This window comes from Bacillus sp. jun7, from assembly GCF_051034795.1.
Classification (GTDB): domain Bacteria; phylum Bacillota; class Bacilli; order Bacillales; family Bacillaceae; genus Bacillus; species Bacillus velezensis.
In genome coordinates, this window is sequence record NZ_CP093219.1 from 1,187,279 (window position 1) to 1,200,178 (window position 12,900).

Annotated in this window: 17 protein-coding genes, 1 pseudogene and 1 riboswitch; of the genes and pseudogenes, 10 read left to right on the forward strand and 8 right to left on the reverse strand. The window is 46.6% G+C overall.

Translation table 11 applies throughout. The features are described from left to right. Positions 1 to 38: 38 nt before the first annotated feature. Together metC and MJQ52_RS05215 are read right to left on the reverse strand one after the other, a co-directional pair. Positions 39 to 1,214 (reverse strand): cystathionine beta-lyase, encoded by a 1,176-nt coding sequence (metC, locus tag MJQ52_RS05210; RefSeq protein ID WP_094247068.1) that lies wholly within the window; start codon positions 1,212 to 1,214, stop codon positions 39 to 41. Next, complete coding sequence (locus MJQ52_RS05215; protein WP_052585709.1) at positions 1,207 to 2,328, reverse strand: methionine biosynthesis PLP-dependent protein; 1,122 nt, start codon at positions 2,326 to 2,328, stop codon at positions 1,207 to 1,209. Before MJQ52_RS05215 ends, metC begins: the two co-directional genes overlap by 8 nt. Before the next feature lie 69 nt (positions 2,329 to 2,397). Continuing rightward, positions 2,398 to 2,523: riboswitch (SAM riboswitch) on the reverse strand. Between the two features lie 174 nt (positions 2,524 to 2,697). Here MJQ52_RS05215 and MJQ52_RS05220 point away from each other — a divergent pair. The 6 genes from MJQ52_RS05220 to MJQ52_RS05245 all read left to right on the forward strand — a co-directional run bounded on the left by MJQ52_RS05220 (position 2,698) and on the right by MJQ52_RS05245 (position 6,244). Beyond that, on the forward strand, positions 2,698 to 3,420 hold the full coding sequence (locus tag MJQ52_RS05220) for an esterase family protein (protein WP_094247069.1): 723 nt from the start codon (positions 2,698 to 2,700) through the stop codon (positions 3,418 to 3,420). Positions 3,421 to 3,445: 25 nt separating this feature from the next. Continuing rightward, positions 3,446 to 3,961 (forward strand): YjcG family protein, encoded by a 516-nt coding sequence (locus tag MJQ52_RS05225; RefSeq protein ID WP_003154969.1) that lies wholly within the window; start codon positions 3,446 to 3,448, stop codon positions 3,959 to 3,961. A 4-nt stretch (positions 3,962 to 3,965) separates the two neighbouring features. Next, entirely contained in the window at positions 3,966 to 4,397 is a 432-nt protein-coding gene (locus tag MJQ52_RS05230; protein WP_077722072.1) for a GNAT family N-acetyltransferase, read from the forward strand. A 160-nt stretch (positions 4,398 to 4,557) separates the two neighbouring features. Further along, the gene (locus MJQ52_RS05235; RefSeq protein WP_003154973.1) at positions 4,558 to 4,791 is read left to right on the forward strand and encodes an AbrB/MazE/SpoVT family DNA-binding domain-containing protein; all 234 of its coding nucleotides are present in this window, start codon (positions 4,558 to 4,560) and stop codon (positions 4,789 to 4,791) included. After that, a complete protein-coding gene (locus MJQ52_RS05240; protein ID WP_077722071.1) occupies positions 4,792 to 5,529 on the forward strand; it encodes an ABC transporter ATP-binding protein in 738 nt (245 codons plus the stop codon). Next, complete coding sequence (locus MJQ52_RS05245) at positions 5,522 to 6,244, forward strand: ABC transporter permease (RefSeq protein ID WP_077722070.1); 723 nt, start codon at positions 5,522 to 5,524, stop codon at positions 6,242 to 6,244. The genes MJQ52_RS05240 and MJQ52_RS05245 overlap by 8 nt, the downstream gene beginning before the upstream one ends. 41 nt (positions 6,245 to 6,285) lie before the next feature. On the opposite strand, the gene bla is transcribed toward MJQ52_RS05245, so the two are convergent. Both bla and MJQ52_RS05255 read right to left on the reverse strand, forming a co-directional pair. Further along, positions 6,286 to 7,035, reverse strand: a complete 750-nt coding sequence (gene bla, locus MJQ52_RS05250; protein WP_094247070.1) for a subclass B1 metallo-beta-lactamase — start codon at positions 7,033 to 7,035, stop codon at positions 6,286 to 6,288. A 68-nt stretch (positions 7,036 to 7,103) separates the two neighbouring features. Continuing rightward, a pseudogene (locus MJQ52_RS05255) lies at positions 7,104 to 7,357 on the reverse strand (hypothetical protein). Between the two features lie 120 nt (positions 7,358 to 7,477). On the opposite strand from MJQ52_RS05255, the gene MJQ52_RS05260 reads away from it, so the two are divergent. After that, positions 7,478 to 9,763, forward strand: a complete 2,286-nt coding sequence (locus MJQ52_RS05260) for an ATP-dependent helicase (RefSeq protein WP_434181863.1) — start codon at positions 7,478 to 7,480, stop codon at positions 9,761 to 9,763. A 68-nt stretch (positions 9,764 to 9,831) separates the two neighbouring features. Here MJQ52_RS05260 and MJQ52_RS05265 read toward each other — a convergent pair whose 3' ends face one another. From MJQ52_RS05265 to MJQ52_RS05280, 4 genes are all read right to left on the reverse strand, one after another. After that, positions 9,832 to 10,086 (reverse strand): stage VI sporulation protein F, encoded by a 255-nt coding sequence (locus MJQ52_RS05265; protein ID WP_003154986.1) that lies wholly within the window; start codon positions 10,084 to 10,086, stop codon positions 9,832 to 9,834. Between the two features lie 166 nt (positions 10,087 to 10,252). Then, positions 10,253 to 10,414 carry a YjcZ family sporulation protein gene (locus tag MJQ52_RS05270; RefSeq protein WP_007610678.1) on the reverse strand — a complete coding sequence of 54 codons (162 nt, stop codon included), beginning with the start codon at positions 10,412 to 10,414 and terminating at the stop codon, positions 10,253 to 10,255. 92 nt (positions 10,415 to 10,506) lie between these two features. After that, positions 10,507 to 10,704, reverse strand: coding sequence for a hypothetical protein (locus tag MJQ52_RS05275; protein WP_003154990.1), 198 nt, complete (start codon positions 10,702 to 10,704; stop codon positions 10,507 to 10,509). A 287-nt stretch (positions 10,705 to 10,991) separates the two neighbouring features. Further along, on the reverse strand, positions 10,992 to 11,348 hold the full coding sequence (locus MJQ52_RS05280) for a DUF1360 domain-containing protein (protein WP_015388440.1): 357 nt from the start codon (positions 11,346 to 11,348) through the stop codon (positions 10,992 to 10,994). Between the two features lie 170 nt (positions 11,349 to 11,518). On the opposite strand from MJQ52_RS05280, the gene MJQ52_RS05285 reads away from it, so the two are divergent. The 3 genes from MJQ52_RS05285 (at position 11,519) to MJQ52_RS05295 (ending at position 12,850) form a co-directional block, all read left to right on the forward strand. After that, positions 11,519 to 11,905, forward strand: coding sequence for a spore coat protein (locus MJQ52_RS05285; protein WP_003154992.1), 387 nt, complete (start codon positions 11,519 to 11,521; stop codon positions 11,903 to 11,905). Positions 11,906 to 11,942: 37 nt separating this feature from the next. Then, positions 11,943 to 12,257: a spore coat protein gene (locus MJQ52_RS05290; protein ID WP_070081638.1), complete on the forward strand. Its 315-nt coding sequence runs from the start codon at positions 11,943 to 11,945 to the stop codon at positions 12,255 to 12,257. A 92-nt stretch (positions 12,258 to 12,349) separates the two neighbouring features. Continuing rightward, positions 12,350 to 12,850, forward strand: a complete 501-nt coding sequence (locus MJQ52_RS05295) for a spore coat protein (protein ID WP_044802820.1) — start codon at positions 12,350 to 12,352, stop codon at positions 12,848 to 12,850. The last annotated feature ends 50 nt before the right edge of the window (positions 12,851 to 12,900 follow it).

Below are 12,900 nucleotides of genomic sequence, written 5' to 3' on the forward strand. Positions count from 1 at the left end.
AAAAAGGGGCGGCGCTCAATTGGCGGCGCCCTTTTCGTTTATGATCTCACTTGGGCGGGGGTTATTTTTTTCAATGCCTGTTCGAAGTCGCGTTCTAAATCTTCGGCGTTTTCGACTCCGACGCTCAGGCGCAGAAGGCCGTCTGTGATGCCGCGTTTCTCCCTCTCTGCTTTCGGCATGGCGGCATGCGACATGGCTGCAGGGTATGAGAGAATGGACTCGACAGCGCCGAGGCTGACGGCAAATACCGGAAGCGATACGTTTTCGACCAGCTTTTTGACGGCTTCTTTGCTTTCCAGTTCAAAGGACAGGACGGCGCCCGCTCCGCTTGCTTGCCGTTTATGGGTATCGGCTCCCGGGTGTCCGGCAAGGCCGGGATAGTAAACGTTTTTGACGGCGGGGTGCCCGTCAAAAAAGGCAGCCAGCCGTTCAGCCGTCCGGCTCGCTTTTTCCAGCCTGACCTGCAATGTTTTTAAGCCTCTCAATACGAGCCAGCAGTCCTGAACGCCGAGCACCGCTCCAAACGAGTTTTGCAGCTTATACAGCTGATTGCCGAGCTCTTCATCTTTTACGGCAGCAAGGCCTGACAGCACGTCACTGTGGCCGCTTAAAAATTTCGTCGCGCTGTGGAGCACGATATCTACACCGAGATCAAGCGGACGCTGCAGAGCAGGCGTCATGAATGTATTGTCAAGGTATGTCAGACAGCCGTGATCCTTTGCCAGTTTGACGACGCCCTTAATATCCGTGATGCCGAGCGTCGGGTTTGACGGTGTTTCCATATAAATGGCTTTCGTGTTCGGCCGGATGGCGCGGGCGACCGCTTCTGTGTCCGTCATATCGACAAAGGTATGTTCGATTCCGAAACGGGACAATACCTCAGTCACCATGCGGAATGTTCCGCCGTACACATCCTCCGTGACGAGGACATGGTCGCCTTGGGATAAGAGCAGAAATGCCGTCGAAATCGCCGCCATACCGGAGCTGAAAGCAAAACCTCTCGTTCCGCCTTCAAGACCTGCGATCGTTTCTTCAAGCGCTGTTCTTGTCGGTGTGCCGGAGCGGCTGTAATCATATGTCCCGAATTCTTCAAATGAAGACTGATGGAATGTCGAAGCATGCTGGATCGGCACGCTGACGGCTCCGGTGGCTCCGTCTGTTTTAAATGGATTGTGCACGAGCTGGGTTTCCAGCGTCCAATTGTGATTACTCATATGACACGGCCCCCTCTTTTACTTGCTGTAATGCCTGCTTTACATCCCGCTTCAAATCTTCTGCATGTTCAATGCCCACTGAAAAACGCAGCAGGCGGTTGCAGACGCCGTTTGCGATACGGATATCTTCCGGAATGTCCATGTGCGTCTGTGTCGCGGGGTATGTAATAAAACTTTCCACCCCGCCGAGACTTTCTGCGAAACAGATCGTTTTCAGCGCCTTTAAAAACGGATTGACCCATTCCTCTTTTTGCAGCCTGAAAGACAGCATTCCGCCTTTTCCGGGATATAACACGTCGGCGATTTCTTCTTCCTGTTCTAAAAATTCTGCAAGTTCACGGGCGTTTTCTTCATGACGGCGCATTCTGAGTCCGAGTGTTTTCATCCCTCTCATTAAAAGCCACGAATCAAACGGCGGGAGAACGGCGCCGATCGCATTTTGGTGATTAAACATGATGTCGCCGAGCTCTTCATCCTTAACGACAGCCAGACCGGCAAGGAGATCATTGTGCCCGGCTAAATATTTTGTGGCGCTGTGAATGACGATGTCCGCTCCCAGTTCAAGCGGGCGCTGGAGCACCGGAGTATAAAACGTATTATCCACAATTAAAAGCAGGCCGGCTTCTTTCGTAATCCGGGCGATTTTTTCAATGTCCGCCTCCTGCATTAACGGGTTTGTCGGCGTTTCAACAAATACCGCTTTCGTGTTTTCCGTTATTTTGGAGCGTAAACAGTCTTCATCGCTGAAATCATCATAAATAAAGCTTAAGCCGTATTTTCTCCATTCGTTTTCAAACAAACGGTACGTGCCTCCGTATAAATCGGAGGATACAATCAATTCATCCCCGCTTTTAAATAAAGCCATAATGGTTTGAATGGCTGCCATTCCCGAGCTGAAAGCAAATCCTCTCGCACCGTTTTCCAACACGGCGATGGCGTCTTCGACGAGCTGGCGTGTCGGGTTTTTCGTGCGCACGTAATCAAAACCTGTAGATTCTCCTATTCCTCTATGGCGGTAAGCGGTGGACAGATAAATCGGCGGACTGACCGTTCCCGTTGCTTCTTCGCTTCTATTTCCAATTTGGGCTAATTTTGTTTCAACATGCTGCGTCATCAGTAAGCACCATCCTTTTTCAAAAATAAAAAAGCCCCCTCTTCATAAGAAGAAGGAGCTTTTCTCTTCCTCTTATCTTCCAAGCATGTGAATCGCTTGCTGGATTTAGCACCTTGGCACTTTGCCTTCCCGCGGCAAAGCAAACCGGTTGCTGAGGTTTCAAAGGGCCAGTCCCTCCACCTCTCGTGATAAGAATATTGTTTTGTATTTTCTGATTGTTCTATATTAACGCACTATAAAATGGATTTCAACAACTTTTTATTTATCTGAACTCTCGCAAGAAGTGCATCTGAAGAAAGAAATTTCTAATAATTCATGGTACAATAGGAAAAAACCATCAAGACAAGAAGCGGCCTGGAGGAATGCGAAGTGGCATCAAAAAACGGAATCATTCATGAGAAAACACTTTTCTCCCATGAGCTTGAAGAGGAAATGACCGTTTTGGTCTACCTGCCCGCCACCTTCTCCCCCCTGTATAAATATCATACGGTCATCGCTCAGGACGGCCATGATTATTTCAGATTAGGGAGAATCGGGCGTCAGGCGGAAGAGCTTATGTCAAAAGGGGAAATTGACCGCTGCATCATTATCGGCGTCCCTTATAAAAATGTGCGGGAGCGAAGAAACACATACCATCCAGAAGGCTCTAAGTTCGCCTCATATAAGCGGTTTATCGCCAATGAGCTCGTTCCTTTTATCGACAAAGAATACCCGACTTATCAAGTCGGATACGGCCGCACCATGATCGGGGATTCCCTCGGCGGAACCGTTTCGCTCATGACGGCGATTGACTATCCGAACATGTTTGGAAACGTCATCCTGCAGTCTCCGTATGTTGACGGGCACGTGCTGGATGCCGTCCGGCAGTCGGAGGATCTCAAACAGATTTCCGTTTATCATCAAATCGGAGAAAAAGAAACCGCCGTCCACACGACGGACGGCCAGGTTCTTGATTTCACCGCGCCGAACGAAGAGCTCAAACAGCTGCTGGAAAGCAAACAGTCCGAATACACGTATGAAACCTTCGACGGGGATCATAAATGGACCTATTGGCAGCCGCTCATCACGCCGGCGCTGAAAAAAATGCTGTAACCATTCATTTAAGGAGGGAACTTTCATGAAATACGGTATTGTTTTATTTCCATCAAAAAAATTACAGGATCTCGCAAATTCGTACCGGAAACGCTACGACCCGAGCTACGCGCTCATTCCGCCGCATCTGACGGTAAGAGATCCGTTTGAAGCGACAGAACAGGAAATCGAGCAGGTCGTATCACAGCTGAGACAGACGGCGAAAGAGTCGCATCCGCTCGTTCTGAAAATCACAAAATACAGCTCGTTTTCTCCTGTGAATAATGTGATATATATGAAAGCAGAGCCGACAGAGGAATTAAAATCTCTGAGTGAGAAATGCTACTCAGGAGCATTATCCGGCGAGCCGGAATACAGCTTCGTTCCGCATGTCACGGTCGGCCAGAAGCTGTCGTCAGATGAACATTCCGACGTACTCGGACAGCTGAAAATGCAAGACATTTCCCACGAAGAAGTCATCGACCGTTTTCACCTGCTCTATCAGCTGGATAACGGCTCATGGACTGTGTACGAAACATTTTTATTAGGCGGAGGAGAATAACTGCTTGGAATCCATCATCGTAAAAACTGAAAAACAGCTGAACGACGCTTTTTTCGTCAGAAAAGAGGTCTTTGTGAAAGAACAGCACGTTCCGGAAGAAGAAGAGATTGATCAATTCGAAGACACGTCAGAGCATATAGTCATATATGACGGCGGCCAGCCGGTCGGAGCCGGCAGATGGCGCTTGAAAGACGGGCATGGAAAATTAGAGCGCATCTGCGTAATGAAAAGCCATCGTTCTTTAGGCGTCGGGGCCATCATGATGCAGGCGCTTGAAAAAGCGGCTGCAGCCAAGGGTGCCGGCAGCTTTATCTTACATGCGCAGACGCAGGCGGTTCCGTTTTACGAAAAACAAGGATACCGCGTCACATCCGGCGAAGAATTTCTCGATGCGGGCATCCCCCATCTGGAAATGATAAAGGAATACAAACAATAAAATCAAAAGCACTCCTGTTGATATGGCAGGAGTGCTTTTTTTATGAAAATCATACCATTTCATGAATTTTATTGCATTTTATGGAAGGTTAATGTATGTTTAGTATACTAAGTATTACAATTCATACAAAAAATACAATTCATATTTCGGAGGGATAAACATGACGGCACCAAAAGGAAAACACATATTCGGGACTGTTAAAGTGGGCACAAAAGGACAGATTGTCATTCCTAAAGAAGCAAGAGATGTTTTCGATATAAATCCGGGGGATTCACTGCTTATGCTTGGGGATGACCAGCAAGGTATCGCACTTGTTAAACAAGAACTCTTTTTCGAGTTTGCAAAAGATATTTTAAACGCTAAGCAAATCGACGCAGATAGCGAGGATGAGTAAATGCACGCGATTGAGCTGAAGCAATTAACGAAACATTATAAAGAAACCGCCGCCGTTGACCGTCTTGAGTTCTCAGTTGAGAAAGGGGAATTTTTCGCTTTACTCGGTGAGAACGGAGCCGGAAAAACGACATTAATCAGTATGCTTTGCGGACTTCTTTCTCCGGATGAGGGTGATGCATCAGTGCTTGGACACAGTATTTTGACTGATTTGGATAAAATAAAACCGAAATTGAATATGTCCCCGCAGGAAACAGCCATCGCTCCTCATCTAACCGTACGGGAAAACTTAGAGTTTATAGCCGGAGTCTACGGAATTCCGAAAAAAGAAGCAAAAAAAAGAACAGATGAGATGCTCGAATTGTTTCAATTAAAAGAGAAAGAAAGAGCAAAAACCAAAACATTATCAGGAGGAATGCAGCGCCGTCTCAGCATCGCAATGGGCATGATTACAAAACCGGATATTTATTTCTTAGATGAGCCGACATTAGGGCTGGACGTCCGTACACGCCGCGAGTTGTGGAAAAATCTTGAGACATTAAAGGGAGACATGACGATTATTTTAACAACACACTATTTAGAAGAGGCTGAAGCCCTGGCAGACCGTATTTGCATTTTAGAAAATGGGACTCTAAAAGCATTGGGCACGGCGGAGGATCTGAAAAAACAAACTCATTCAGCCACATTTGAAGATGCCTTTTTAGCGATTTGTGACGGAGAGGCGGGTCTTTATGCTTGATTTCGCCATTCGCAACCGCAAAGAGATTTTTCGTGACCCCCTGTCTATTATCCTTGGAATCGCACTGCCTGTTATTCTATTGTTTCTGTTTACGGCAATTGAAAAAAATGCGCCACTTGATACCTTTAAAATTCAGCACTTAGCACCCGGACTCATTGTTTTCGGTTTCGCTTTCCTTACGATGTTCTCTGCATTGCTGATCGCAAAAGACAAACAGACCGCCCTTTTGACCCGTTTGTTTGCTTCCCCTTTAAAAACAGCCGATTATGTTATCGGTTACGCAATGCCGATGCTGCCGTTAGCCATTTTACAAATCATCATTTGTTTTATCGCAGCTGCTGCTGCCGGTTTATCCGCCGAGTGGATGAATCTTCTCGCAGGTATCGCTGTCTTGCTGCCGATTGCGATGATGTCCGTTTTCTTCGGTTTATGTTTAGGGGCTGTGTTTACGGACAAACAAATTTCAGGTATCGGAACGATTTATATTACACTCGTGCAATTTCTGGGCGGAGCTTGGATGGAGGTGAGCCTGCTCGGTGACACATTCAAACATATCGCTTATGCCTTACCGTTTGTTCACTCGATCGAGCTGGCCCAGGAAGTCATATCCGGAGATTATTCTTCCTTTCATCAGCATATTTGGCCGATAGCGGGATATACCGTTTTGGCGCTTGCACTTGCTTTCCTCAGTTTTATGAAAATCAGGAAGAGATAAAAAAAGCCGGCACTCCGTAATGGGAGCGCCGGTCTTCTTTTTTACGTTTCTTTCAGAAGGCTTATCGTATGCGGCAGCAGACGGTCATCCCCCGGACTGCCATGGCCCGGAACGACAATGCTGATGTCCTGATATCTTTTCATGACTTTGCGGACGGCGCGCGGCCACTGATCCGGATAAAAGCCCGGAGTTGGCACGATTTCCTTTGTTTCTAAAGCCTTGATTAAACAACCGCCGAATAAGAGCTTATCCTCAGGCAGCCAGACGGTAATATTGTCTTCCGTATGCCCTTTTCCCGGATAAAACGTTTCAATTTTCATATCGCCAAACTGCAGCTTTGTCACGTTTTTCAAATCTCCGAGCGGCCGGTGATATCCCTGCTGCCGGGCGAAGTCGGCGGTCAGCTTCGTGCTGTGCACCTTTACACCGTATTTGTACAGTGTGTTCAGCCCGCCGATGCGATCGTCATGGGCGTGTGTCACAATGGCATCGGTCATCCTTTTGCCGGGAAACCGCTGTTTTATTTCTGTCATTAATTGCTCTGTGAGACTGTCATTCCACGGAGTATCAATCAGTACGATTCCTTTGGAAGTTTCAAGAAGCAATCCGTTCGCAGGGACGGGACTTCCGTCTGCCGTACCGATGCTTGTATGCATCCAGACATGCGGCGCCAGCTGTGTAAGAGTGACATCTTTTGCTGCGGAGCTCTCCGCCGCGTGTGCCGGTTTCATTCCGGCAGTAAAGAGGCCGAATAGAAATAACCCCGCAATTAATAATGAAAGCTTTCTCAAATTGAATCATTCCTTTCCGCATCTTTCATATATACGGCTCAAAAAAACCCGGACATTTCCGGGCTTTTTCACACGTATTGATTTATCAACCGGCCTTTTCCCATGATTTGCGGCAGACGGGAAAGAGAGCGCTTACGTTTTTCTTCATGCACTTTCTTTGCTGGGCTGCGGTGTTTTCCTGGCGGCGCTCCACCTCTCTGTACACCCTGTCATTGGCGAGGGCGGCCGCTTTTGTAATACCGGCGTAATCAGGCTTATAACCTGCTGCCCGGTTTGCGTATTGAGAATACTGCTGGTTTTGAATCCGTCCTGCATAAATCATATGTACCCCTCCCCTTCGCTTTTTATTTCCCTTAATCTTACTTTTTGAAACGCGGTTCTTTTGTTATGATATTCTTTGTCTATCAAATGGATGAACACCTTTTAATGGGAGGACCCCTTTTTGAAATGCGCCCGACTGAATAACCGAACGATACATTTACATACATATTCTAGAGAACATTACCAATTCCTTTTTGAAGAAGCTCAGAAAGGAAATATTTTTTGCGCACATTGTGACCAGCCCGTCTTGATGCGGCTTTCGATTTTAGAACAGCCGGCATTTTATCATCGGCAAAAGGGAGACTTCATCGCCTGTGAAAAAGCATGCGCGGCCGAGGAACCACAAGCGGAGAAAGAAAAAGAAGAGTATAAGGAGGCAGGCATGTTCCGCCTGCCGAAAGGAAAAGCGATTTCAGAGAATCCGAAACCTATCGTCTCAGAATGGAAAAGCCCGAAAAAAGTGCCTGGGGCCGAACCGTTTTCACCAACATCCGAGGCGGCTGATACATCTTTGTTCCCCGGCATCGGCCTGAACCGCGAACAGATGAAGGCAGTTACTGAAACGGACGGGCCCCTGCTGGTGCTCGCCGGAGCGGGAAGCGGAAAAACGAGGGTGCTGACAGCCCGCGCCGCCCATATGATTGAACACCTCGGCATTTCACCTGAGAATATGCTGCTTGTGACCTTTACGACAAAAGCCGTCGCCGAAATGAAAGAGCGGATGGCGAATGAGTACGGGCTGGCAGCCGGAAAAGTCTCCCGTCTCGTGACCGGAACATTCCACAGTTTTTTCTATAAAATACTCTATCATTATGATTCTTCAAAATGGAACGGCAGCCAGCTTTTAAAAATGGAGTGGCAAAAAGAGCAATATGTGAAAAAGGCGCTTTATGAAGAAAATTTGGATGAAAAAGAGTTTCCCGTCGACCAGGCGCTACAGCTTATCGGCTGCTGGAAAAACACGTATCTCCCCCATGAGACCATTCCGCTTGCGGACGACTGGGAGAAAAAAGTGTACCGGCTCTACGAACATTACGAACGGCAGAAGCGGGAAAAACGGCAATTTGATTTTGATGACATGGCCCAAGGCTGTTATGAACTGTTTCAAAGCCGGCCTGATATTCTCGCGCAGTACCAAAACAGATTTTCTCATATTTTGATTGATGAGTTTCAAGATATTAATCCTGTCCAGTACAACATTATGCAAATGATCGCAAGCCCGGAGAATAACCTGTGCTGCGTGGGTGATGACGACCAATCCATTTATGCGTTCCGCGGCAGCAGCCCGTCTTTCATTCTTGATTTTCAAAAGGATTATCCGGCAGCAAAGACCATTTACTTAACGGCAAATTACCGCTCGCCGCATCCGATCGTCTCAAGCGCTCATGCCGTCGTAAAGAAAAATAAAAAACGGTATGAAAAAATACTTTCTGCCGTCAAAGACGGCGTTCACAATCCCGTGATATTTTATCCTTACGATGAAGAAGAAGAAGCGACCATGATCGTTTCGGATATGAAAGAGAAGATTCAAAACGGGGCGAGCCCTGACGATTTCGCCGTGCTTTACCGGACAAACAGCGCCGGACGGGCCATTTATGAAAGACTGCACCAATCATCGATTCCTTATCATGCCGACCGTGGCGTGCAGACGTTCTACAGCCGCAGAATCGTACGCCAGATCCTCGCCTACTTATATGCGAGTCAGAATGAAGATGATACGGATGCGGTGAAAGACCTGCTGCCCGCCTTATTTTTAAAGCAATCCGCCCTGCAAACGTTAAAGGCGCTGTCAATCACGGAAGATTGCACGATGATTAAGGCACTGACGAAACTGCCTGACCTGAAGCCTTTTCAAATAGGGAAGATCAAGCAGATCGTTCCGTTTTTCGCAAGCATCCGGACAATGAAGCCGGTTGAAGCCATCACCTTTGCAGAAAGCAAAATGGGTTTTTCCGAGTATTTAAAAAAACGGGGCAATGAGGGAAACAAACTGGAAAAAGGCTCTGATGATCTCAGGGATGTCAAAGTGGCCGCCAAAAAATTCAAAACCATTCCCGATTTTCTTGCGCATGTCGATCATATGCGCGCCGCTGAGAATCTGAAAACCGATGAAAACGGCGTCGAACTGCTGACCATTCACCGCTCTAAAGGTCTTGAATTCAATACGGTCTATATTTTAGGCGCGGCTGACGGCTCGATCCCCCATGACTTCGCGCTTGAGACGGCGAGACAGGGCGATCCCGCTCCGCTCGAAGAAGAAAGACGGCTTCTGTATGTCGCAATGACAAGGGCCATGCAGCATTTATATGTATCTTGTCCCGCGTACAGGCGGGGAAAAACAGCGCGCAGCTCAAGATTTCTCGAGCCCCTTCTTCGGACGGACAGACGGAGCGCACTCAGGATATAAAGAACCCGGCAGTGATCTGCCGGGTTTTTCTCACATAAAAAGGCCTTTTTAGCAAGGCCGGCTGACGCCTATTTATTGTTCAACATTTTAGAAATGGTGCCAAAATCAAGTTTCTCTTTACCGCTTGTAATAGATTGAACGATTTTATCTTCCAATTCTTTCGGAACACGCTTGTTAGCCAGCTGGGACACCTTCTGAATGACGCCTCTCACCGTGTTTTCATCTTTGAAATTGGCATTTTGCAATGATCCTGCAAGGTTCATGACATCCTTCATGCTGACGCCTGTTTTCTTCTCAATATTTTTGAAAAATTGATTATCCATGGTGTGCCTCCTTTTGTGGAGTAATACGATATTGTATGAATAAAGAGCGGAACATGTGCCCGTAAGACAAGGAAAAAATTCCGAGTGCCCCGTCTCTATACTCCTTCATACATCAGGGAAGCACGGGACTGAACGGTCCCGCGCTTATCCAAGGTCTTGCTAAGGTTTAGCCAAAAAAGGATGCACCGACAATGATCAGAAGGATGAACAATACGACAACAAGAACAAATGTTGAGCCGTAGCCGCCTCCGACATAGCCGCCTCCGTATCCGCCGCAGCCGCCATAACCGCCGTAGCCGCCGCCGAATCCGCCATATCCGAATCCCATATCTAAGCACCTCCTTTACTCTCTATACTCTATGTGAGCCGACTTGTTTGGCTTGGATAAATGCATAGGGCCGGTGCGGATTTCATTTCATTTTATTGAGAATGCTCATTTTTCTTCAATTTCGCTTCTGTTTCGGCGGCAAACACATCTATCCATTCCTCAAAGCGCGATCCCGCTTCATCAAACTCAGACAGCTGTTTTTCAATAGATAAGATATAGTTGTCATGCTCCCGCTGATTTTGATTGTGCCGGCGGTATTTACCGTTTATGAATGATTCAAATATATTCATAACATCCCCTCCTCCTATGATCTATGCCGGACAGAGGCCGGCGTTCGGCAAAAAACAAAAAAACCGGAAGCTCCGGTTTTTTAGAAAACGGCTATTTCGGTTTTTTCTTTTGGCCGCAGCCGCAGCCTTTTTTCTTAATTTTTTTTTTCGTAAGGCTGATGCACAGTTGATTTGTATGGAGAGTGTTGGGAAGGTTTGCTTGATTGATTCATGGTGATCCTTCCTTTCCTTATGTCATATATGCCAGTTTATGCCGAAAGTGACGGTAAGTTGCTGGTGGAACCGCCTTATTCCTGCAGAAGACGAGAAACCGCAGCTTCAATGATCCCGGCCGCGCCGGCTATGGCTAACAGCAAAATCAGCCATTGCGCGGCCTCGGGGATCACAATCTGCGCCGCAATTAAAAAGGCGGCGCACCATACGCCCGTACACCAGTAGCAGCTGAGAAGTTCACCGATAAATGCCCTGATGCCTTTTCCTTTTATGACAATGTAGGTTTCTGTCGTGCCGTCGGGTGCGGTTTCTGTTTTTTCCTCGTGAAAAAGGCTCCGAAGCGGTGCCATAATGGTGTCAAATACGAAAAGCCTGGCCAGCCGGAAAACGGCAAACGATAACAGAATAAATGAAAGCCAATTGATAACCACCTGTTCACTCCTTTTCAAAACTTGACCTCTTTATACATATGCGAAAACCCTGATCTTCATGAATCGCACCTTGTCCGGTAAAAAAATAGGTGCGGTTTAGTTGTTTTTCTTATTCCGCTCGGCGTTTCATTTGCATTATATAGAGTATGAATGAGAAAGGAGTGAAGGTTATGTCGTTTGAAGAAAAAGTCGAAACACTGCAACCGCAAATATACGAACAATTATCCAACGAATTCGAGCAGACGATCGAAGTGATTGATTGCGAAAATGTCACAATAGATACAACACATATAACGGCCGCTCTTTCTATACAAGCCTCAGTTACTACGGCGATTATCCTCGCGACACAGCTCGCGATCGCAGATGAAGACACAGCCGACCAAATCGCAACCGAACTGCTGATCCTGGATGATTGCCAAATAAAAAAGAGGACCGTCATTCAAGTCCTGAACAGCCGCAATATTAAAATCACACTGACAGCAGACGATATCATGGCCTTTGTACAAATTTTGTTTCAATTATTAAATATACTTTTTGCTGAACTAGACATCCTTTAACCTTTCTTTTCAAATATTTAAATAGAGGTGAGAACAAATGGCAGATAACGAAAAATTAAAAAAAGAACTCGAAAATCTACCAGAAGTGGATCCGCTTTTAAAGGTGCTTGTCAGCAATGTCTTCAAAAAACACGGCGTGACAAAGGATAAAATGCGGGATATCCCTGATGAAGAAAAAGAAATGCTGATCGCATTAGTCAAAGACATGCAGGCGAAAACAGAAGCTTTTCTTGAAAGCCAGAAACAGAAAAAAGAGCAGGAAAAAGCGCAAGAACAGCAGACAAATCCGCAAACCCGCAGAGAACAATTAATCGAACAGCTCCGGCAAAGACGCCAAAATCCCGGTCAATAACTAAAAAATAGTGATTTTTATCAGGATAGATGCCTGAGTCAAAATAAGAGGCCGGCTCATTTAATAATAGTAAAAGAAAAGGAGGAATAGATATGGAAAGCAGACCATACTCTTGGGTTGCACTTGATCCTGAATGCGAACATCCGCGAGAAGAAAAAGAAGAAAAAGAAGGAAGAAGATGTAATGTTTGCTGTAACGGACATGGATTTGGCGAAGATAATGCCTTCCTTGACCAAGACCTGGCTCAGGCGAATCTCAACAAACAAGTTTCTGAAGAAGCGATTATTATCAGAGACTCTTGTGATATTAACGTGACGTCAACAGACGTTCAAGCAGTCGCTTCAGTCATGACAGCGATTAATGCAGCAGTCGTAACGGCCACTCTCACTTCAATTGCTGACGGAGTCATCGCCGAATTGGTCGCACAAGACTTATTGCAGCTAACAGCTAACAAACAAATCAACCGTCAAAAACTGCTCATCGAAAACTCCCGCGGCGTAAACGTGACAACAGTAGATGCCGATATCGCAGTGTTGATCTCAACAGCCACAAATTTACTGATTGCTGTCTTAGTCATCACCCTCGTCCTCTAAAAAGAAAAAGCAGAGCTAAAAATGCTCTGCTTTTTCTTATTTTCTCCGCA